General features: G+C 67.5%; 20 protein-coding genes. 10 read left to right on the top strand and 10 right to left on the bottom strand.

The features are described 5' to 3' along the window. Nucleotide 1 precedes the first annotated feature (1 nt). Nucleotides 2-178, top strand: a complete 177-nt coding sequence (locus tag GGQ61_RS04280; protein WP_183770019.1) for a DUF1508 domain-containing protein — start codon at nucleotides 2-4, stop codon at nucleotides 176-178. On the opposite strand, the gene GGQ61_RS04275 is transcribed toward GGQ61_RS04280, so the two are convergent. The 4 genes from GGQ61_RS04275 to GGQ61_RS04260 form a co-directional block, all read right to left on the bottom strand. Beyond that, nucleotides 175-1,188, bottom strand: a complete 1,014-nt coding sequence (locus GGQ61_RS04275) for an LLM class flavin-dependent oxidoreductase (RefSeq protein ID WP_183770018.1) — start codon at nucleotides 1,186-1,188, stop codon at nucleotides 175-177. The genes GGQ61_RS04280 and GGQ61_RS04275 overlap by 4 nt on opposite strands. Before the next feature lie 67 nt (nucleotides 1,189-1,255). Then, complete coding sequence (locus tag GGQ61_RS04270) at nucleotides 1,256-2,083, bottom strand: flagellin (RefSeq protein WP_183770017.1); 828 nt, start codon at nucleotides 2,081-2,083, stop codon at nucleotides 1,256-1,258. A gap of 192 nt (nucleotides 2,084-2,275) precedes the next feature. Then, a complete protein-coding gene (locus tag GGQ61_RS04265; RefSeq protein ID WP_183770016.1) occupies nucleotides 2,276-3,451 on the bottom strand; it encodes a sensor histidine kinase in 1,176 nt (391 codons plus the stop codon). Continuing rightward, complete coding sequence (locus GGQ61_RS04260) at nucleotides 3,448-4,140, bottom strand: response regulator (protein WP_183770015.1); 693 nt, start codon at nucleotides 4,138-4,140, stop codon at nucleotides 3,448-3,450. Before GGQ61_RS04260 ends, GGQ61_RS04265 begins: the two co-directional genes overlap by 4 nt. Before the next feature lie 219 nt (nucleotides 4,141-4,359). Here GGQ61_RS04260 and GGQ61_RS04255 point away from each other — a divergent pair, with 219 nt between their 5' ends. From GGQ61_RS04255 to GGQ61_RS04215, 9 genes are all read left to right on the top strand, one after another. After that, on the top strand, nucleotides 4,360-4,653 hold the full coding sequence (locus GGQ61_RS04255; RefSeq protein WP_183770014.1) for a hypothetical protein: 294 nt from the start codon (nucleotides 4,360-4,362) through the stop codon (nucleotides 4,651-4,653). Then, nucleotides 4,650-5,087, top strand: coding sequence for a periplasmic heavy metal sensor (locus GGQ61_RS04250; protein WP_183770013.1), 438 nt, complete (start codon nucleotides 4,650-4,652; stop codon nucleotides 5,085-5,087). The genes GGQ61_RS04255 and GGQ61_RS04250 overlap by 4 nt, the downstream gene beginning before the upstream one ends. Further along, complete coding sequence (locus GGQ61_RS04245; protein WP_183770012.1) at nucleotides 5,084-5,668, top strand: sigma-70 family RNA polymerase sigma factor; 585 nt, start codon at nucleotides 5,084-5,086, stop codon at nucleotides 5,666-5,668. Before GGQ61_RS04250 ends, GGQ61_RS04245 begins: the two co-directional genes overlap by 4 nt. Before the next feature lie 153 nt (nucleotides 5,669-5,821). Continuing rightward, nucleotides 5,822-7,537 (top strand): copper resistance system multicopper oxidase, encoded by a 1,716-nt coding sequence (locus tag GGQ61_RS04240; RefSeq protein WP_183770011.1) that lies wholly within the window; start codon nucleotides 5,822-5,824, stop codon nucleotides 7,535-7,537. Next, a complete protein-coding gene (locus tag GGQ61_RS04235; protein WP_183770010.1) occupies nucleotides 7,534-8,505 on the top strand; it encodes a copper resistance protein B in 972 nt (323 codons plus the stop codon). The genes GGQ61_RS04240 and GGQ61_RS04235 overlap by 4 nt, the downstream gene beginning before the upstream one ends. Before the next feature lie 40 nt (nucleotides 8,506-8,545). After that, nucleotides 8,546-8,869 (top strand): copper-binding protein, encoded by a 324-nt coding sequence (locus tag GGQ61_RS04230; RefSeq protein ID WP_183770009.1) that lies wholly within the window; start codon nucleotides 8,546-8,548, stop codon nucleotides 8,867-8,869. A 458-nt stretch (nucleotides 8,870-9,327) separates the two neighbouring features. Continuing rightward, nucleotides 9,328-12,033, top strand: coding sequence for a TonB-dependent receptor (locus tag GGQ61_RS04225; protein WP_183770008.1), 2,706 nt, complete (start codon nucleotides 9,328-9,330; stop codon nucleotides 12,031-12,033). A gap of 72 nt (nucleotides 12,034-12,105) precedes the next feature. After that, nucleotides 12,106-12,804, top strand: a complete 699-nt coding sequence (locus tag GGQ61_RS04220; RefSeq protein ID WP_183770007.1) for a hypothetical protein — start codon at nucleotides 12,106-12,108, stop codon at nucleotides 12,802-12,804. 11 nt (nucleotides 12,805-12,815) lie between these two features. Further along, nucleotides 12,816-13,544 carry a PepSY domain-containing protein gene (locus GGQ61_RS04215; protein WP_183770006.1) on the top strand — a complete coding sequence of 243 codons (729 nt, stop codon included), beginning with the start codon at nucleotides 12,816-12,818 and terminating at the stop codon, nucleotides 13,542-13,544. 17 nt (nucleotides 13,545-13,561) lie between these two features. Here the strand turns inward: GGQ61_RS04215 and GGQ61_RS04210 are convergent, their stop codons facing one another. The 6 genes from GGQ61_RS04210 to GGQ61_RS04185 are packed head-to-tail and all read right to left on the bottom strand — an operon-like array spanning nucleotide 13,562 to nucleotide 19,758. After that, nucleotides 13,562-14,332, bottom strand: coding sequence for an SDR family NAD(P)-dependent oxidoreductase (locus tag GGQ61_RS04210; RefSeq protein ID WP_183770005.1), 771 nt, complete (start codon nucleotides 14,330-14,332; stop codon nucleotides 13,562-13,564). Beyond that, complete coding sequence (locus GGQ61_RS04205; RefSeq protein ID WP_183770004.1) at nucleotides 14,322-15,659, bottom strand: FAD-binding oxidoreductase; 1,338 nt, start codon at nucleotides 15,657-15,659, stop codon at nucleotides 14,322-14,324. The genes GGQ61_RS04210 and GGQ61_RS04205 overlap by 11 nt, the downstream gene beginning before the upstream one ends. Continuing rightward, complete coding sequence (locus GGQ61_RS04200; protein WP_183770003.1) at nucleotides 15,650-17,113, bottom strand: UbiA family prenyltransferase; 1,464 nt, start codon at nucleotides 17,111-17,113, stop codon at nucleotides 15,650-15,652. Before GGQ61_RS04200 ends, GGQ61_RS04205 begins: the two co-directional genes overlap by 10 nt. Further along, complete coding sequence (locus GGQ61_RS04195) at nucleotides 17,110-17,538, bottom strand: GtrA family protein (RefSeq protein WP_183770002.1); 429 nt, start codon at nucleotides 17,536-17,538, stop codon at nucleotides 17,110-17,112. Before GGQ61_RS04195 ends, GGQ61_RS04200 begins: the two co-directional genes overlap by 4 nt. Then, on the bottom strand, nucleotides 17,531-18,826 hold the full coding sequence (locus GGQ61_RS04190; protein WP_183770001.1) for an NAD(P)/FAD-dependent oxidoreductase: 1,296 nt from the start codon (nucleotides 18,824-18,826) through the stop codon (nucleotides 17,531-17,533). Before GGQ61_RS04190 ends, GGQ61_RS04195 begins: the two co-directional genes overlap by 8 nt. Next, nucleotides 18,826-19,758: an NAD-dependent epimerase/dehydratase family protein gene (locus GGQ61_RS04185; RefSeq protein WP_183770000.1), complete on the bottom strand. Its 933-nt coding sequence runs from the start codon at nucleotides 19,756-19,758 to the stop codon at nucleotides 18,826-18,828. The genes GGQ61_RS04190 and GGQ61_RS04185 overlap by 1 nt, the downstream gene beginning before the upstream one ends. Between the last annotated feature and the right edge of the window lie 69 nt (nucleotides 19,759-19,827).

Here is a 19,827-nt window from a genome sequence, read left to right as displayed (position 1 = left end):
TGTGGCGCACAAGTTCGAGATCTATAAGGACAAGGCTGGAGAATTCCGGGTTCGCTTCAAGTACAATAGCGAAACTCTGTTCTCGACCGAAGGCTATTCGTCGAAGGCGGGCGCCCAGAACGCGATCGATTCCATCAAGAAGAACGGTCCGGACGCGCCGGTCGAAGATAACGCCTAGGCAGATGCGTCCGCCAGGCGTGCGAGTTCATCGCGCGCCTGGGCGGCGATCTCGAACGACCTGACCCGGGCCGCGTGGTCGTAGACCTGGGCGGTGACCATCAGCTCGTCCGCGCCGGTGCGGCGCACGAAATCGGCCAAGCCCTGACGCACACGCTCGGGCGAGCCGACGATCGAACAGCTCAAGCTCTGGCGCAGCATGGCGCCGCCCATCTCGTCGAGGCGGCCGTCCGGATCGTCGATCGGCGCCGGCAGCGGGCCGGGACGTCCCTGGCCAAGGTTGATGAAGGCCTGCTTGAGCGAGGTGAACAGCCGCTGGGCCTCGGCGTCAGTGTCGGCGGCTGTGACGTTCACGCCGAGCATGACGTGCGGCTTGTCCAGGTGCTCGGACGGTCGGAACTGGCTGCGATAGACGTTCAGCGCCAGCTCCAGCTGGGTCGGCGCGAAGTGCGAGGCGAAGGCGTAGGGCAGGCCGAGCGCCGCGGCGAGCTGCGCGCCGTAGGTGCTGGAGCCCAGCATCCAGAACTCGACGTCCAGGCCCGCGCCGGGCACCGCGCGGATGAGTTGGCCGGGCTTCACCGGCTCGAAGTAGTTCATCAGTTCGATCACATCGCGCGGGAAGTCGTCGATGTCGCCGGCCAAGGTCCGGCGCAGGGCGCGGGCGGTCGCCTGGTCCGATCCAGGCGCGCGGCCGAGACCGAGATCGATGCGGCCTGGATAGAGCGAGGCGAGCGTGCCGAACTGCTCGGCGATCACCAGCGGGGCGTGGTTGGGCAGCATGATGCCGCCGGCGCCGACCCGGATGGTCGAGGTCCCCTCGGCCACGTAGCCGATGACCACCGAGGTCGCCGCGCTGGCGACGCCGGCCATGTTGTGGTGCTCGGCCAGCCAGTAGCGCTTGTAGCCGTAGCGTTCGGCGTGCTGGGCGAGGTCGCGGCTGTTGCGCAGCGACTGGGCGGCGCTGCCGCCTTCGACGATCGGCGAGAGATCGAGAACCGAGAGATCAACCATCAGCGCGATATAGGCGCTTGCTGCGCCGCTGGGAGGGGCCAAACGCCCGAGCCGACGAAGATCGCAACTATCGGAACAGGGCGAGCAGCAGCGAAGGGCCCTGGTTGGCGATCCTGAGCGCCTGGATGGCGAGTTGCATCTTGACGTCCAGGGCGGTCAGCCGGGCGCTCTCCTTGGCCAGATCGGCGTCGACGAGATTGCCGATTCCGGAATCGTAGCTGTCCTGCAGCTTGGAGGTCATCTCAAGTTGGCGGTCGAGCGCCTTGCCGCCGACGCCGAGCTTTGAGAGGGCGGACGACACCTGCTGGGAGGAGGCCTCCAGCGCCTTGATGTCGGCGGAGGTGACGCCGCCCATGAGGTCGGCCAAGGTCGAGGAGATCGCTCCCCCCGTGGTGGACAGGTCGACGTGGTCGACATTGATCGTCGCCGTCGCTTTGGCGTTGGCCAGGGCGCGGATGTCGCCGGTGGAGCCCGCCGAGATCAGGTTCACGCCGTCGAACCTTGCGTTCGAGGCCACCAGATCGATCTGGCGGCGCAGGGCGACGTACTCGTCGTTGAGCGCCTGGCGGCTGGCGGTGCTGAGACCGGCCTCGGTGGCCGCCAGCGCCTTTTCCTTCATCTGCGATAGGATGTCGGAAATCGTCTCGCCGGCGGTCATCGCGGTGTCGACGATCGACTGACCACGCTGAAGCGAATTCATCACCGCGTCGAGCGACTTGGATTCGGCTCGCATGTTCTGGGCGATCGCCCATATCGCGGGGTTGTCCTTGGCGCTGGCGATCTTCAGGCCGGTCGAGATGCGACGCTGGACCTGGGCGTATTCCGCACTGATGGCGTTGAGGCTCTGCAGCGCGATCATGGCGCTGGTGTTCGTATTGACGCTGTTCAGCGGCATGACGAAGCCTCGGTTCCAAGGGAGCTGACGCGCGCGTCAGCAGGGCGCTTTGTCCCACAATCAGATTGCTCGCGGCAGCGTTGCACCTTCGTTACCGCGCGCGGTTAAGCGCAGGTTAGAAGCGGTAGCCGCCAAGGTGGAGCTTGGGCGCCGTCGGCGCCGAGCGGCGAGGGAGGTCGAGACGGAGCGCGTTCAGGCCGGCAGGCGGATTTCGAAACAGGCGCCGCCGCCAGGTCGGGCGAACGCGATCGCCGTTCCGCCATGCGCCTCGGCGATGGCCTTGACGACGGCCAGGCCCAGGCCCGTGCCGCCCGCGTCGCGCGAACGGGATTCGTCGGCCCGCCAGAAGCGCTCGAAGACGCGTTCCTCGTCGCCGACGCGCAGACCAGGACCTCGGTCCAGCACCCGCAGATAGACCATGCCCTCGCCGCGACGGGTCTCGACCCGGGCCACGCCGCCGGCCAGGGCGTAGCGCCGTGCGTTCTCGAGCATCACCAGCAGCACCTGGCGCAGCCGCGCCGGATCGGCCCGCACCGGGGCCGGACGCAGGTCGCGTTCGATGGTCAGCCCGGCGGCGTTGAAATCCGGAGCCAGCGCATCGACCGCGGCCTCGATCTCCTGCGCCAGATCGAGGCTCGCGGGCTGCAGCATCAGCCGGCCGGCCATGGCCAGGCTCAAGGTGCGCAGGTCCTCGACGATCTGGGTGAGGGAGTCGACCTGCAGGATCAGGCCGGCCAGGCCCTTGCTGTCGGGCACGAACACCCCGTCCGACATGCCCTGCAGTCGGCCGCGCAGCACGGTGAGCGGAGTGCGCAGCTCGTGGGCGATGGCGGCGACGCTCTCGCGCATGTCGCGCTCGGCGCGCTGCATCTCGTCTGCCATCCGGTTGAAGTCGGCGATCAGTTGGTGCGTCTCGCCGGCGCCGCCGCCGGTTTCCGGCTGCAGGACCCGGGCGCCGAGATCGCCGCCGGCGACGCGGCGCGCCGTCGCGGCCACCCTGTGCAGCGGATCGCTGATGCTTCGCGCGAACCACAGCGCCGCAGCAACGCCGGCGGTCAGCGCCACCGCGCCGCAGACGGCCAGGGCGCCGAGCTCCATCAAGCTCAACTGCGTCTCCAGTCCCTTATGGACGTCCAGCAGAACCTGGAAATCGGCGGGCTGTGGAATCTTGTTGGCCTCGATGGCGTGATAGGCGGCGAGCGCCTGCGGGGGCATCTGCAGCCGCAAGACCTTGTCGAGGATCAGATAGTACAGCGCCATGCCGCCGATCATGATGATCACCGACAGGACGACGACAGCAGTCATGGCCGCGACCAGCTGAGCGCTCAGCTTCCAGGGGCGGCGCGGCAGGCGGCGCAGGCGACTCATGGCAGGTGGGCGAGCCGATAGCCGACGCCCCGAACACCCTCCAGCAGATCGGCGGCGCCAGCCGCGTCCAGCTTGCGGCGCAGGTTCGAGACGTGACTGTCGACAGTCCGCTCCAGTGCGTCGCCGTCGGGCAGGCAGGCGTCGAGCAGTTCGGCGCGGCTGAACACCTTGCGCGGCGCGCGCGCCATGTGTTCGAGCAGCCGAAATTCGGTGAGCGTCAGGTCGAGCGTCTTGGCTTCGATTTCGCCGATCACCACGACCGAATAGGCCTGCGGGTCGATCTCCAGCGGGCCGAGACGCAGCAGGTGGCTCACGCCTCGGGCCTGGGTGCGGCGCAGGACCGCGCGGGCGCGGGCGACGAGTTCGAGCGGGTTGAACGGCTTCACGACATAATCGTCGGCCCCGATCCGCAGCGCGGAGAGCTTGTCGAGGTCCTCGGCCAGGGCGGTGGCCATGATCACCGGCGTGTCGCCGCGGCGGCGAATCTCGGCCAGCACTTCGAAGCCGTCGGCCTTGGGCAGCTTGACGTCGAGCACGACGAGGTCGGGGCGCAGCATCCGATGGTGCTGCAACGCCGTCACGCCGTCGCCCGCCCGCACCGTCCGAAAACCGTCCCGGCTGAGATAGGCGTCGAGAATCTCGGCGATCTCGGGCTCGTCTTCGACGATCAGGATGAGGGCGTTGTCCATGAGGGCCACGAACGGGGCGATTGTGGAGATTGCGCGCAGAACCGGGCTAGCCCATGCGCATCCACGAGCTGAAGGCTCACGGCGGGTCCGCGCTTGCGTATAGCTTGACGAGGTCCAGCGCCAGTGCTCCGGCGCGCCTGTGGGCGTGATGCATCTGCGAATGCCGAGGGATTTGCGCAACCGGCGCGTATAGATAGCGTGACGTATGCGGAGTCGTCGATGAACCACTCGCTGGATGAACTGGTTGAAGGGCTCAAATCCCAAGGGCCGGACCGTGATCTGAGCCAGCTCGAACCGGCTGTCTGGCGGCGGATCGGCGGCGCGCGCATCGAGCGCGAGCCTGCGTTCGGCTTTGCGCCTGTCCGCATGGCGAGCGTGGTCATGGCACTGGTCGTGGGCGCCGCGGTCGGCAGCGCTTCGGCCGTGGCGGCGGCGGCGGCTCCTAAGGAGACATCCGTCTTCGCGCTCGATAGCCGGCTGGCGCCTTCCACGCTGCTGGAAGCCCGCAGGTGAGCGGACTGCGAGGCGCGATCCTGACGGTGCTGCTCGCGGCGCTGGCCGCGGGTCTCGGGGCCTGGGGCGGGGCCACCTATGTGCTCAACGCCAAGCAGGAACCCTCGCTGCATGAGTTCATGCACGAGAAGCTCAGCCTAAGCGACGAACAGGGCCGACAACTGCAGGCTCTGGAGCGGGAGTTCTCGATCACGCGCAGCGCGCGCGAGGCTGAGTTGCGTATGGCGAACGCCGAGCTGGCCGGGGCGATCAACGCCAAGCACGAGTATTCCCCTGAGGTGCGGACGGCGATCGAGCATTTCCACGACGTGATGGGCGAGCTCCAGAAGGAAACCGTTGTCCATATCCTGCAGATGCGGGCGATCCTGACCCCGGAACAGGCCGCGATCTTCGACAGACGCGTGTCGGAGGCCCTGACCGAAGACGCGAAGTGACCGAATCCGACGAGGCGTCCGACGTCGAGCTGACCCGTCGGGCGCTCGATGGCGAGGATCACGCGTTCACCCTGCTCATGCGCCGCCACAAGGGATGGCTGTACCGGTTCGTGAGGCGTTACGTCGGCGACGCCGACGCCGCCTACGAAGTCGTGCAGGAGAGCTTCGTCGCCGCCTGGCGCAACCTGGCTCGCTATGACGCCGGGCGTTCCTTCACGAGCTGGATGCGCGCCATTGCGCTCAACAAATCTCGCGACCGGGGGCGACGCGAGGCGGTGCGGCGGGTGTTTTTCGGCGCCGATCCGGGCGGCGAGGAGGTGGCGGCCGCGCCTGACCCGCAGCCGGCTGCCGACAACAGCCTCATCGCCGCCGAACGACGCCGGGCGCTCGACCGGGCCATAGCCCTGCTGCCGGCCAAGCTCAAGGAGCCGCTGATCCTCACAGCCTTCGAGGAATTGTCGCAGCAGGCGGCGGGGGACTTGCTCGGCGTGTCGGCGAAAACCATCGAGACTCGGGTCTATCGGGCCCGACGCAGGCTCGCCGAACTGTTGAAGACCGAAGATTTCGCGGGCCCGGCCTGAGGGAAACCGATCGGCAGCGCGTATCTCGTTTTGACCGTCCGCTTGACCCTCCCACGATGGGAACCTGTTGTTCTCCCACCATGACTGACACGACTTGTACCCGACCCGTCGGCGCTCCCCCGCGCCTGACGGACATGCTTTGAAGGGCCGCCCATGAAGGATTTCGATCGACGCCAACTGCTGCGCGGGGCGTCCGCCCTGGGCGGCGGAGCGGCCCTCAGCGCACTGCTGCCGGCCTGGGCGCAGAGCGGAACCCCAGGCATCGCCAGCACTCTGCCGACCGTGTCTGGCGAGAACATCGCCCTGACCGTCGGGCACACCCCGTTCAAGGTGGACGGCCGCGCCGGCCACGCGATCACCGTCAACGGCACGGTCCCTGCGCCGCTGGTGCGCCTGAAGGAGGGGCAGCAGGTCCGCCTCTCGGTCACCAACAATCTTGACGAGGACACCTCGATCCACTGGCACGGCTTGCTGCTGCCGTTCGAGATGGACGGCGTGCCGGGCGTCAGCTTCCCCGGCATCAAGCCGGGCGAGACGTTCCACTACGAGTTCAAGGTCCGGCAGGCCGGCACCTACTGGTACCACAGCCACTCGGGCCTGCAGGAACAGATGGGCCACTATGGCCCGATCGTCATCGATCCTGCGGGCGAAGATCCCGTGAAGTCCGACCGCGAGCACGTGGTCGTGCTGTCGGACTACAGCTTCATGCATCCGCACGAGATTTTCCGGAAGCTGAAGGCCCACGCCGGCTACTTCAACATGCAGAAGCAGACCGTCGCCGGGCTGCTGAAGGGCGAGGACCAGTCGTTCAAGGACCGTAAAGAGTGGTCCAAGATGCTGATGGACCCGACCGACGTCATGGACGTCACCGGGTCGACCTACACCTTCCTGATCAACGGCCATGGGCCGAAGGACAACTGGACGGGCCTGTTCACGCCGGGCGAGCGGGTGCGGTTGCGCTTCGTCAACGCCGGCGCGATGACGATCTTCAACGTCCGCATTCCGGGCCTGAAGCTCAGCGTCGTGCAGACCGACGGCCAGAATGTCGTTCCGGTCGAGGTCGAAGAGTTCCAGATCGCCCCGGCCGAGACATACGACATCATCGTCCAACCGATGGCCGACGAGGCTTATACCTTGGTCGCCGAGGCGGCCGACCGCTCGGGCATGGGCCGGGCCACGCTGGCGCCGCGCCTGGGCATGACCGCGCCAGTTCCGCCGCTACGGAAGCGGCCGGTGCTCAACATGCGCGACATGGGGATGGATCACTCGGCCATGCCCGGCATGGAAGGCATGGAGATGGACCACTCGGGCATGTCCATGCTCGACCCGCGCAACGCGCCGCAGGTGAAGCTGGGGCCTGGCGTGCAGATGATCTCGCCGATGCCGGCCGATCGCACCGGCGATCCCGGGCAAGGTCTGGAGGACGTCGGTCACAAGGTGCTGACGTTAAAGGACCTCGTGTCGCTAGATGCCAATCCCGATCCCAGGCCGCCGTCGCGCGAGCTGGAAATCCACCTGACGGGCAACATGGAGCGCTTCATGTGGGCGTTCGACGGGGTGACCTACAGTCACCTGAAGGACCCGATCCCGTTCCGCTACAACGAGCGGGTGCGCGTGGTGCTGGTCAACGACTCGATGATGGCCCACCCGATCCACCTGCACGGCCACTTCTTCGAGGTGGTGACCGGAAATCCGGGACGGCATCCGCGCAAGCACACCGTCAACGTGCTGCCGGGCGGCAAGGTCGCGTTCGATTTCACCGCCGACGAACGCGGCGATTGGGCGTTCCACTGCCACCTGCTGTACCACATGCATGCGGGCATGTTTAACGTGGTGACCGTGCGTCCCCTGGAAGGAGACGCCGCGTGAGCCGCCAGCTTCTGATCGCCCTGGCGCCGCTCGCCCTGGCCACGCCCGCCGCCGCCCAGCACGAGCATCACGCGCCGCCTGCGGCCGCGCCGGCGGTTGACCCCCACGCCGGCCACGCCATGCCGCCGACGGCGGCCGATCCGCATGCCGGCCACGAGATGCCGGCGCCTCCCGCGGCCGACCCCCACTCTGGTCACGTCATGCCTGCGCCGGCGAACGTCCCGCCTGCCGGCAACGCGCCCGCGCCGCCAGTCCCAGGCGACTATGCGGCCGAGCGCTACTTCGACCGCGAGGCGATGGCCGCGGCCCGCGCGCAACTCGCCAAGGAGCATGGCGGCGGCAAGGCGTGGAAGATCATGCTGAGCACCGCGGAGATCCGGCCCTCATCCGACGACGACGCCTACGCCTGGGAAGGAGAGTTCTGGTACGGCGGCGACATCAACCGCCTGGTCCTGAAGTCGGCAGGCGAGGGCGAATTCGGCGGCGACCTGCATTCGGCCGAGGCTCAGGTCCTCTACTCGCGCGCCATTGGCCCGTATTTCGACTTCCAGGCCGGCGTCCGTCACGACTTCGAGCCGGGCCCTTCGCGGACCTACGCCACCGTCGGGTTCGAGGGCGTCGCCCCCTACTGGTTTGAGTTTGAAGGCGCTGCCTTCCTTTCGGAGAAGGGCGACCTGTCGGCCCGGTTCGAAGGCGCCTACGACCTGCGTCTGACCCAGAAGCTGATCCTCGAGCCCCGCGCAGAGGTCGAGCTGGCTGCGCAAGAGGTTTCCGAACTGGGCATCGGTACTGGCCTGACCAGCGCCGAGCTCGGCCTGCGGCTGCGCTACGAGTTCCGCCGCGAGTTCGGTCCCTATGTCGGGGTCTCGCACGAGCGGAAGTTCGGCGACACCGCCGATCAGGCCCGCGCTGCCGGCGAAGACGTCAAAGACACCCGTTTCGTTCTGGGCGTCCGCGCCTGGTTCTAGTCCTCGCGTCGTCGGCGCGAGCTTCGTTGGAGATCAAGACATGAAGACCCTGCTTCTGGCCATCGCGGCCCTGGGCGTCAGCGCTACCGGGGCCTTGGCCCACGGTCAGGACCACAGCGAGCATGCCGGCCACGCCGCGCCCGCCGCCGCCGGCAGCGTCGAGGGCACGGGCGTGGTCAAGAAGATCGACGCCAAGACCGGGTCGGTGACGATCGCTCATGACCCGATCAAGGCCCTTAACTGGCCGGCGATGACGATGCCGTTCAAGGTCGCTGACAAGGTGCTGCTGGCCAAGGTCAAGGTTGGCGCGAAGGTGCGCTTCGACCTCAGCGGCCAGACCATCACCGCCATCCGCCCGCAATAGACGTTTGAACTCCGGGGCGGCGAGCCGCCCCGGAGACTCGCCTTGAGCCCCGTCAAATAATCCGGCCGTACCCGGAAAAAATCTGAGGGGTTGAGGGAGGCAGCGCGTATCCCCAATGAGCGACGATCAGGTCGCCCGAGGTGAGGGGATCAGCGTAGTGAGAACGGGGTAAGTCAAGAGCAGTCGCAAGACGACCCAATACACGCCAAGCGGTATTGGATGGGTGGGGATATTTTCAGCAATACACGTCGCCTGGAAGGCGGCGCGACGGCTTTATGTCGACGCGTCGAGGCAGCGTGCGGCCGATGCATGGGATAACGGCCGACGATCAGCGATCCTGCTCGTGCAATGCCAGATATGTATAGACATTAGCCGTCGCCGGTCCGCCGCGAGGGCTCCGAAGCGCTCCGTAACGCCGGGAGGGTGGCTCAGGGCGCTTTCTGCCAAAGGGGGTAGGTATGAACCGTTTTTCCAAGCGCCTGCTGCTGGCGAGCGCGATGCTCACCGGCGCGATTTCCGCCGTTCCAGCCTGGGCGCAGAGCGCCAACGACGTTGAGGAAGTCATCGTCACCGGCAGCCGTATCAAGCGCGTCGACATCAGCGGCGTGGGCCCGGCGACCGTGGTCAGCCAGGAAGAGATCGCCAACACCGGCGTCACCAACGTAGAGACCCTGCTGCAGCGCCTGCCGGCCTCGGCCGGCGCGGCCGGCGGCCAGACCAGCGCCTACTGGACCGGCAACGGCTACGGCACGGCGCAGGTGAACCTGCGCGGCCTCGGCATCAACCGCACCCTGACGCTGATCAACGGCCGCCGCGTCGTGAATGGCGGCACCGGCGCCAACAGCGCGCCCGACCTCAACATGATCCCGACCTCGATCATCGGCCGGATGGACGTGCTGAAGGACGGCGCCTCGGCGATCTACGGCGCCGACGCCGTCGCGGGCGTCGTCAACATCGTCACCATCGACGGCTACGAAGGCCTGAAGGTCTCCGCCAAGTACGGCGTCACCGACGAGAGCGACGGCGAAGACTACACCGTCGACCTGTTGTGGGGCATGCGCGGCGATCGCGGCGGCGTCACCGCCGCGTTCACCTACCAGAAGACCGAAGCCGTCAACATGGCGAGCCGCGCGCCCTGCAGCCTGGGCGAGAGCGGCGGCCAACTGGTCTGCTCGTACAGCGGCAACACGCTGGGCGGCCGCGCGCGGCTGGCCGACGGCCGGGTCGTCAACTTCCGTCAGACGCCTGGCCCGGACGGCAATTATTTCGAGCTCTACAACGGGACAAAGCACGGCTTTAACTCGAACCCGTTCCTGAACGCGGTCTCGCCGATCGAGCGGATCAGCACGGCGTTCCTGGCCGACTACGACCTGACCGACGACGTCCAGCTTTTCGGCGAGTTCTTCTTCACCCACCGCAAGAGCAACCAACTGGCCACCCCCGGCGGCCTGACCCATCGGCCGACCAACCCGGACGGCACGCCCGACGTCCTGCGGGACTTCACCATCCGCGCCTCGAATCCGAACAATCCGACGGGGCAGGACCTGGTCCTGCTGGCGCGCCGGCTCGGCGAGGGCGGCCCGCGCAAGTTCTTCCAGGAAACGGACACCTACCGCCTGGTCGCGGGCGCCCGCGGCAAGGTGGTCGGCGACTGGACCTGGGAAGCGGCGGTGAACTGGGGGCGCAACACCGGCATCGACGCGATGACCAACATCGCCAACCTGGAACGCGTCCAGAAGAGCATGAACTGCGTGCCCGGCGCGCCGTGCGGCGACTATCTGGGCGAGGGCAGCCTGACCAAGGAGGTGCTGGACTACATCCTCTACACCTCGCGAGACACCGGCGGTAACGAGCAGCGCAGCGCGACGCTCGACTTCTCCGGCACGCTGTTCGAGCTGCCCGCTGGTCCGGTCGGGGCGGCCGTCGGTCTGCTCTATCGCGAGGAGGAGGGCTGGCGTGATCCCGACGCCCTGACCGTGCTGGGCATCGGCAACACCAACCAGCAGGACTCCATCGCCGGCTCGATGAAGGCCAAGGAAGCCTATCTGGAAGTCTCGGCGCCGCTGCTGGCCGATCTGCCGCTGATCAAGCGCCTCGATGTCGACGGGGCCGTCCGCTACTCGGACTACGACCTGTTCGGCAGCAACGTGACCTACAAGGCCAGCCTGAACTGGACGGCGATCGAGGGCGTGCGCCTACGCGCCACCTACGGCACCGGCTTCCGCGTTCCGAGCGTGCCAGAACTGTTCGGCGGCGTGGCCGAGGGGAACCTGACCACCACCGACCCCTGCAGCGGGTACAGCGCCAGCGGCAACGCGACCCTGATCGCGAACTGCCAGGCTTCGGGCGTTCCGGCCGGATACCGCCAACTGGGCACCACGATCCTGACCACCAACGGCGGCAACAGCGACCTGCAGCCGGAAGAGGCGAAGACCTTGACGCTCGGCCTGGTGTTCACGCCGACGCAGCTCAGCGGCCTGTCGCTGACGATCGACTATTTCGACATCGAGATCACCGACGCGATCCGCTCGATCCCGGGCTCGACCAAGCTGGCGGTCTGCTACGCCTCGGCGGGGATGACCCATCCGTTCTGCGGTCCCAGCAACTTCACCCGCAGCGCGCTGACCGGCGAGGTCAACTACCTCTCGTCCATCCCGGTGAACACCGGCAAGGAAGAGATGAGCGGCGTCGACATCGGCATCCACTACGACTTCGACCTGTTCGAGCGCCGGGCCAGCTTCGACTGGAACACCACCTATCTCGGCGAGTACCTGATCACCGCCTATGACGGCGCCGAACCGATCCGGTTCGACGGTCACATCGGCGGCGGCAACGGCGGCTATCCGAAGTGGCGGTCCAACGCCAGCTTCACCGTCACCGACGAGAAGTGGACCGGGACCTACTCGGTGCAGATGATCGGCAAGGCGACCGACTTCAACGCCGCGCCGAAGGACATCGGCTATCAGGCGCCGCGGGTGTTCTACCACAACGCCCAGGTGGCCTATCGCATCGCCGACAACGCCGACATCGCCGTCGGCGTGGACAACATCTTCGACAAGAAGGCTCCGTACATCCAGAGCTTCACCGACGGGAACACCGACACCATGACCTACGACCTTCTGGGTCGTCGCGGTTATGTGCGCCTGACCTACCAGTTCAACTAGGTCGGCGCACGACGCTGGACGGGCTGCCCCATGGCCCGTCCAGCGTCAGCTATTTGCTGAAGAGAGTTCGACATGCGCCTGCCGGCCCTGGCCCGGAAGACCCACAAGTGGCTCGCCCTGATCATCGCCGTCCAGGCGGTGTTATGGATGCTGAGCGGTCTCTACATGACCGCGATCCACATCGACATCATCCATGGCGACCATCTGGTGCGCGCTCCGCGCCAACAGCCGATCGCCCTGCAGGGCTTGGTCGAGCCGACGTCGCTCGTCCCGGGCGGCACGCGGTCGGTGCGCCTCGAAACCCAGCTCGGCCGGCCGGTGTACGTCGTCGACGCCGTTCCGGGGCGGATGCTGTTCGACGCCCGCAGCGGCGAACTCCTCTCGCCGCTCGACGAGGTGGCCGCGCGTGAACGCGCCATCGCGCTCTATGCCGGCGAGGGTGCGGTCAAGAACGTCGAACTGCTCGACGTCGCGCCCAGCGAGATCAAGGGGCGTCAGGTCCCGATCTGGCGGGTCGAATTCGAGGGCATGTGGAAGCCGACCCTCTACATCTCGCCGCAGACCGGCGAGCTCGTGGCCAAGCGTCACGACCTTTGGCGCACCTTCGACTTCGTCTGGATGTTCCACATCATGGACTACGAAGATCGCACGGACATGAACAACACGCTGCTGCGCGTCGCCACCTGGATGGCGGTGGCGACATCGGCCACCGGCGGCTGGCTGCTGCTCTACAGTTTCCGCCGCCGGCGCCGCGCGCGCAAAGCGGCCTAGGGGATCGCCCGATGTTTCTGATCCGCACGCTTCACAAGTGGTTCGGCCTGGTGCTGGGCCTGCAGATGCTGCTCTGGTCGATCAGCGGCGCGATGATGGCCCTGCTGGACCATAACAAGGTTTCTGGCGAAGGCTCGGTTCGCCAAGCCGCTCCGCCGATGCTGCCCGCCCAGGCGCTGCCCTTGGCCCAAGTGGCCGCCGCGCTGGGCGAGCCAGTGCTGAAACTGCAGCTCAAGACCCTCGGGAGCGCTCAGGTCTACCAGGCGACGACCCCGTCTGGGATCAAGCTGCTCGACGCGGCGAGCGGCCAGCCGGTGGTCATCGACGCGGCCCGGGCTGGCGCGTTGGCCGCCGCGGCCTTCGCCGGTTCGGAGGGCGTGACCTCGATCCGCAAGATCGAGACGCCGGACGTCGAGTCGCGCACCGCCGAACTGCCGGCCTGGCGGGTGGAGTTCGCCGACGCCGAGCGCACGACGCTGTTCATGTCGGCGGCCACCGGCGAGATGCAGCTGCTGCGCAACGACACTTGGCGGCTGTGGGACATCTTCTGGATGATCCACATCATGGACTACACCAAGCGCGAGAGCTTCAATCACCCGCTGATCATCACCATCGCCAGCGGCGTGACCTGGCTGACGCTCAGCGGCGTGATCCTGCTGTTCCGCAGCTTCCGCCGCCAGGATTTCGCCTATCTGCTCGACCCGATCGAGCGCCTGCGTGAAGGTCGCTCGAAGGGGTAGAGGCGAAGCCCGGACGACTAGATGTCGATCCGGGCGATCACCGGCTGCGGCAGTAGCCGGATGATCAGCATGACGTAGCGCCAGAACCAGGGCCCGTAGACGATCGCGCTACGCCCATCCAGGCCTTTGACGATGACCTTGGCCACGGCGTCGGGCGTCGCCCACAGGGGCCCGCCCTTCGGAATCTCGGCGGTCATCGGGGTGTCGACAAAGCCCAGCTTGAAGATCACCGCCTTGGGGCCGCCGTGCAGCGCGCTGCGGTGCGCCAGTCCCTGCATCAGCACCGCCAGGCCGGCCTTGGCTGCGCCATAGACGAAGTTGGAGCTCCGCCCGCGGTCGCCGGCCACGCTGCCGATCGCCGCGACCACCCCGTTGCGGCCGTCAGTGCGTTCCAGCCGGCGCGCCAGGGCGAGCGCCCACAGGCCGGCTGAGGTGAAGTTGACGTCGATCAGGGCCGCGGCGTGCGCAGCGTCCTGTTCGGCGCGGGTCTGGTCGCCGAGCAGGCCGTGAGCGATCAGGGCGGTGTCGAAGCCGCCGATGGCGTCGGCGAGCGACTGCAGCAGCTCGTCGGTGGGTTCTGACTCGACCAAATCCAACGCCCGCACGGCGACGTTGGGAGAGCCGCGCACCCGCAGGTCGGCGGCGATCGCCTCCAGCCGCGCGCCGTCGCGCGCCACCAGAATCAGCTGGGCGCCTTGGGCGGCGAGGTCGCGCGCGACCGCTTCGGCGATAGCCGAGGCGGCACCCAGAATGAGGACGCCGCGGCCGCGCCAGGCGTTATTGGTCATGTGTCACTCGTCGCCAGAAACGTGAAGAAAACAGGGGGTCGCGCAACGCCTCAAGCTCGCGCCAGCGCGGATAGCCCGCGCGGAAAGTGGCCGCGGACATGCGTCCGTCCTTGGCCGGATAGATCTTGCCGCCGGCCGCCACGACGATGGCGTCGAGCCGCTCCAGCAGCTTCAGCGTCGCTTCGCCCCGGTTCGGGAAATCCAGCGCCAGCGAGGCGCCCGGGCCTTCGAAGGAGACCAGGCCGCCTGAGCGCAGGGGGCCGAGGGTCTTGAGCACCGCCAGGAACGAGCCTTGGCCTGTGGCCGCGAGCGTCCGCAGCACCTCGGCCATGGCGTCCTGTTGGGTCTCGACGGGCGCCATGAACTGGTGCTGATAGAAGCCCGCCGGGCCGTAGAAGCGGTTCCAGCCGCCGATCGCGTCCAGCGGATAGAAGGCGCCGCCATAGTGCTTGCGGGCCGTCCCGCGCCGCATCCGCTGCAGGGCGCCATAGGCGGTGTTGAAGGCCTTCAGCGACAGCCGGTTCATCAGGCCTGGCGGCGCCGTGACAGGAACTTTCAGCTTCTGTCGCGGCGAGTGCGGCGCCAGTCCGCCGGCCGAGGACCAGTTGGCGCGGTACATGACCCCGCGCCCCAATGCGCCGCCGGTGGCTGTGCAATCGATCCACGAGGACACGTGTTCGAAGCGCGGATCGCTCTCGGCGCTCAGCCGAAAGTACTCCGCGAGGTTGGCGAACGGGACGGTTTCCTCGTCGACGAAGGTGCTCGGGATCGGCGACAGAGCGATTTCGGCCCAGGCGATCAGGCCGGTGAGGCCAAGCCCGCCGAGCGTGGCGTGGAACAGCTCCGGCCGCTCCTGCGCCGAGAGCTCGAGGGCTCCGCCGTCCGAGCGCATCAGGCCGATGCGGCGCACGTACCGACCGAACGAGCCGGCGCGATGATGGTTCTTGCCGTGCACGTCGTTGGCGATCGCCCCGCCAAGTGTCACGAACCGGGTGCCGGGGGTGGTCGGCAGGAACCACCCGTGGGGCGTCGCCATGCGCAGGATCTCGTCGAGGCTCACGCCGGCCTCCGCGCGCAGGACGCCGGTCGCCGGGTCGAAGGCGATGAAGCGATCGAGGCCGCGCATCGAGATCATCAGGCCGTCAGGATTGAGACCGCTGTCGCCGTAGGAGCGATGCAGGCCGGCCGCGAGCAGGCTTTCGTCCGCGCAGGCTTCTGCGATCAGGCCAGGAAGCTGGTCCTGGTGCCGGGGGCGGGCGACCTGATGCGGCAAGCGCGGCGTCCGGCCCCACGGCTCGACGACCTGGCTGTGGAAGCTCAGGGCCATGCGACGGTGGCCAAGACGAAGGCGGCGACGAGGGGGACCATCAGCTTCCAGCTGAAGCGGTCGCTGATTGCGTAGGCGATCGGATCCTCGTCCAGCTCGCCTCGCCCCGCGACCAGCCAGATCCGCCCGACCCAGATCATCAGCAGGAACGGCGCGACCCAAAGCCAGTCGGGTTGTTCGTAGATGTTCGAGGGAAACGCCTCTTCCATCAGATAGGTGACCACGACCAGCACCGAGGCGACGCTGGACGCCGCACCGAGCGCCAGCACCGCCGGCCCGTCGTCGGTACGGTAGCCGCGACCGGGTAGGGCACGGGATCCTTCGCCGTCCCGCAGGTTGTGAATCTCGGCGTAGCGCTTGGCCAGCGACATCGAGAAGAAGAAGAACAGCGAGAACGTGATCAGCCAGGGCGACTGCGGCGTCCCGATCACCGCTGCGCCGATAGCCACGCGGATCGCGTACAGCGAGGCGAGGGCCGCGACGTCCAGCATGGGCCGCCGCTTCAGGCGGAAGGTGTAGGTCAGCGTCAAGGCGGCGTAACCAGCCAAGCCCAGCAACAGGATCGGAGACGTCGCCAGCGCGAGCGCGGCGGCGGTGATCAACAGCAGAGGAACGGCGACGGCCACGTGCTCGATGCGCAGCACGCCCGCGGCCAGCGGCCGGTTGCGCTTGGTGGCGTGGCGGCGATCGGAGGCCAGGTCTGATAGGTCGTTAATCAGATAGGTCGCCGAGGCGGTCAGTCCCATGGCGACGAACGCCACCAAGCTGAGTAGAACGGCGTGCGGCTCGGTGAACTTCTGCGAGAGCAGCAGCGGCAGGAACACCAGGAGGTTCTTGGTCCACTGGTGCAAGCGCAGCGCCTTGCGCCAGGTCTTCAGGCGGGGGCGGTCGCGGTCGAACTCGGCTTCGAGCGGCTTGCCCAGGTTTCGCGCGTCTTGCGCGACGCTGGCGCTCGCGCCCGCCAGCACGATGCTCTCGGCGTGCGCCCAGACCTTGAGGTCGGCCCGGGAGTCGCCAGCATAGCAGAAGCCTTCGGGAAAGCGTTCAGTCAGGTGTTCAGCCTTGCGTGCGCCCTTGAGATTGCGGCCCGCGTCGCTGCCCTCGGCGCTGTCGAACAGGCCGCAGTGGCCGGCGACGGCGTCAGCGACCGACTGGTGAGCGGCGGTGACCAGATGAATAGGCCGCGATTGCGACCGCTCCGCCCGCAGGAAGTCCAGCAGCGGCTCGTTGTAGGGTAGGGCGGCCGGGTCCAGCGGCTGCATTTGTGACAGCCGGTCCTTGAACGCGGCGCGGCCGCGCAACAGCATCGGCAACACCATGAGCGCGGCCAATGGCTTGCTGAACACCAGCGCCACGAACTGCTCGGCCAAGGTGTCGGTGCGGACCAATGTGTCGTCGAGGTCGACGACCAGCACGCTGGCGGCTGCACGTTGCGCGTCAGGCTGCAGGGTCATTCGGTGGGCCCTTGGGTTCGGAACGTGTAGCGCTTGTGCAGGGCGAAGCTCAGCACGGCAGGGGACAGCACGCCCACACCGTGGCCGACGGCTTCGGCCCACGGGCGCGCCATGAATCGTGGCAGCAGCCATTCGCCCAACAGCATCGAAAACAGCCAGACGACGGCGAAGGAGACGGCGTTCACCGCCAGGAAGCGCATGAACTGGCCGCGGCGATCGCCCGGCGCGGTCGGAAAGACGAACCGGCGATTGAGCTCGAAGGCGACCAGCACCCCGACCGCGTAGGCGCAGACGACGGCGGCGGCATAGGGCAGGGCATGGCTGAAGGCGAAACGGCTCAGCCACTGCGCCCCGGCCGCCGTCCCGCCGACCAGCAGGAAGGCGGCGAACTGGCGGCTCAGCAGCGGGCGCAGGCGCTCATGCACGCGGGAGGCTCTCCACCAGGCGTCGCGCATAGCCGATGCTTTCGGACACGCCGCGATCCTCTGGATAGTAGAAGCAGGTATCTGCAATCTGAAGACCGGCCGCAGGGGTCTGCGGATCGGGGATCTTGTCGGCGAAGCCCACGTCGCAGACGGGCTGGGCGTAACGCAGGCGCGCGACGTGGCTCGCGATGCGGTCTGAGGCGCTCAGCGCCGCGTTCACCCGCTGCAGATAGCCGAAACTCTCCTCAATGAACGACTCGTCTGGCCGCCCGAACGCCGGATTGTCCGCCGGCATGTAGTACGGCACGTAGACGATGTGCCGGTCGAGCGGGCGCAGGTTCGAGAACTCGACGAAACCCGGCGCGTCGATAGTCGGGTCTGAAATGTTGACCCAGAAGTTCGGGGTGACGGGTTGGGCCAGCTGGTGGACGACGCAGACCACGCCGACGTTCTCGAACTGCGCGTAGCTGGACGCCAGGTCCGGGTGGTCGGCTAGCATCGCCGCCGCATACGGCATGGCGACGGTTGAGATCACCTGGCTCGCCTCGAAGCGACGCCCGTCTGCGGTCTCCACGCCGTGCGCCGCGCCCTCGGCGATCAGCAAGCGGCTGGCGGGGGTCCGCAGATGGATCGTCCCGTCCAGCTTCTCAATCGCGTTCGTCAGCGCCGTGACCAGGGCCTCGGAGCCGCCCTCGATGTAGCCAAGCTCCTCTTGGAACAGCGAGCGGCGCGAGCGGCCCAGCCGCTTGATCCGCTGCCAGACCCAGGCGGCCGAGATGCTCTCGGCGTGCTCGTAGAACTTCAGCTCGAAAAGCGGCCGCCAGAGCTTGTCGTAGACCCTCGGCCCGCACCAGGCGCGGAACCAGTCTGCGGCGCTGATCTGGTCGAGCCGTCGCCAGTCCGAGCGCTTGGTCGAGAGATAGGCCTGCAGGCCGTAGCGGACCTTCTCGACCAGGCTCATGCCGGGGAAGGTCAGCAGCGAGATCGGATCGCCCCAGGGATGCAGCTTGCCGTCGACGAAGTAGCCCATCTTCGTCGGGACCCAGGAGATCGGCGGCAGGCCGAGCTCGGCCAGCAGGGCGGTGGTGTCGACATCGCTGCGGCAGCAGAAGTGGTAGAAGCGCTCAAGCGAGAGGCCGTTGAAGTCGAAGTGCGCGGCCATGCCGCCGGGCCGGTCGCCGGCCTCCAGCACCTCGACTTTCCAGCCGGCCTTGGCAGCGTAATAGGCCGCGGCAAGCCCCATCGGCCCCGCGCCGATCACCAGCAGTCTGTCGTCCGTCCGCGGCATCAGAAGGTCAGCTCGACATCGGCGTAGGCGGGATCCTTCAGGGTGGCGCTCAGCGCCTCGCGCAGGGGCGTGGCGCGGACGCCGAAGATGCCCGGCCAGTCAATCACCTCAAACACGTCCGGCGTTCGCAGCGCCTTGAGTTGGGCTGTGGTGAACGGCGGATTGCGGTCGAAGATCGCGTAGGTCTTCAGCAGGAACCTGAAGAGCCAGACGGGAATCCTGACGATAGGCGTGCGCGATCCGTCGATATCGCGGATCTGCCGGATGAGGTCGATGTAGTCGATTCGCTCCTGGCCGGAGATGTTGAACGTCCCCTCCCGCCGCTCCCGCAAGCAAACGGCGATGATGCTCGCGAAGTCGCCGGCATAGAGCGGTTGGCGCAGATAACGGCCGTCGCCGGGGATCGGAAACACCGGCGCCCGCCGCATGAAGCGGGCCAGCCAGCCCAGGTGCTTGCGGTCGAACCAGCCAAACATCAACGTGGGCCGCAGGATCACATGAGGCAGGCCGCACTCTGCGACGATCGCCTCCTGCGCCTTCTTGCTCTCGGTGTAGAGGTCGCGCGCCTGGGAGTTCACGACCGACGAGCTGACATGCGCCACATAGGGCCGCGCGCCACGGCCGGCGGCGGCTAGAACGCGATCGGTCGCGACGATGTTGTTGCGCCGGAACGCCTCCGGGTCGAGGCCGCCGATCTGAGCCTGCAGCATGACGACGGCATCGCAGCCGGCGGCGACTTCCTCCCAATTGCCGGGTTCGGCGAGGTCCGCCGTAATGATCTGAAGCTGCGGGTGCAGGCGTTTGAGAACGCTGGTGTTCTGCGGGTGCTTGTCGACGGCGACGAGCTCGAACTCGCCCGTGCGCGCCAGTTGGGCGATCAGGTTCTGGCCGACAAGACCTGCTGCGCCGGTGACGAGGACACGCTGGGTCATGGAAGAACACGCACCTCGGGCGGATTGGCCGCAGCCTCAGACCGCGAGCATGGGTCGATTCTGCGTCGC

The organism is Phenylobacterium haematophilum, assembly GCF_014196295.1.
GTDB lineage: Bacteria > Pseudomonadota > Alphaproteobacteria > Caulobacterales > Caulobacteraceae > Phenylobacterium > Phenylobacterium haematophilum.
Note: the sequence above shows the minus strand (reverse complement) of the source record. Positions and strands in the feature narration are given on the sequence as shown.

Bases quoted from the DNA above. Each gene is read 5' to 3' on its own strand.
- GGQ61_RS04275 (WP_183770018.1), bottom strand. From the start codon at position 1,188: ATGGTTGATCTCTCGGTTCTCGATCTCTCGCCGATCGTCGAAGGCGGC.
- GGQ61_RS04270 (WP_183770017.1), bottom strand. From the start codon at position 2,083: ATGCCGCTGAACAGCGTCAATACGAACACCAGCGCCATGATCGCGCTG.
- GGQ61_RS04265 (WP_183770016.1), bottom strand. From the start codon at position 3,451: ATGAGTCGCCTGCGCCGCCTGCCGCGCCGCCCCTGGAAGCTGAGCGCT.
- GGQ61_RS04260 (WP_183770015.1), bottom strand. From the start codon at position 4,140: ATGGACAACGCCCTCATCCTGATCGTCGAAGACGAGCCCGAGATCGCC.
- GGQ61_RS04255 (WP_183770014.1), top strand. From the start codon at position 4,360: ATGAACCACTCGCTGGATGAACTGGTTGAAGGGCTCAAATCCCAAGGG.
- GGQ61_RS04240 (WP_183770011.1), top strand. From the start codon at position 5,822: ATGAAGGATTTCGATCGACGCCAACTGCTGCGCGGGGCGTCCGCCCTG.
- GGQ61_RS04230 (WP_183770009.1), top strand. From the start codon at position 8,546: ATGAAGACCCTGCTTCTGGCCATCGCGGCCCTGGGCGTCAGCGCTACC.
- GGQ61_RS04225 (WP_183770008.1), top strand. From the start codon at position 9,328: ATGAACCGTTTTTCCAAGCGCCTGCTGCTGGCGAGCGCGATGCTCACC.
- GGQ61_RS04220 (WP_183770007.1), top strand. From the start codon at position 12,106: ATGCGCCTGCCGGCCCTGGCCCGGAAGACCCACAAGTGGCTCGCCCTG.
- GGQ61_RS04215 (WP_183770006.1), top strand. From the start codon at position 12,816: ATGTTTCTGATCCGCACGCTTCACAAGTGGTTCGGCCTGGTGCTGGGC.
- GGQ61_RS04210 (WP_183770005.1), bottom strand. From the start codon at position 14,332: ATGACCAATAACGCCTGGCGCGGCCGCGGCGTCCTCATTCTGGGTGCC.
- GGQ61_RS04205 (WP_183770004.1), bottom strand. From the start codon at position 15,659: ATGGCCCTGAGCTTCCACAGCCAGGTCGTCGAGCCGTGGGGCCGGACG.
- GGQ61_RS04200 (WP_183770003.1), bottom strand. From the start codon at position 17,113: ATGACCCTGCAGCCTGACGCGCAACGTGCAGCCGCCAGCGTGCTGGTC.
- GGQ61_RS04190 (WP_183770001.1), bottom strand. From the start codon at position 18,826: ATGCCGCGGACGGACGACAGACTGCTGGTGATCGGCGCGGGGCCGATG.
- GGQ61_RS04185 (WP_183770000.1), bottom strand. From the start codon at position 19,758: ATGACCCAGCGTGTCCTCGTCACCGGCGCAGCAGGTCTTGTCGGCCAG.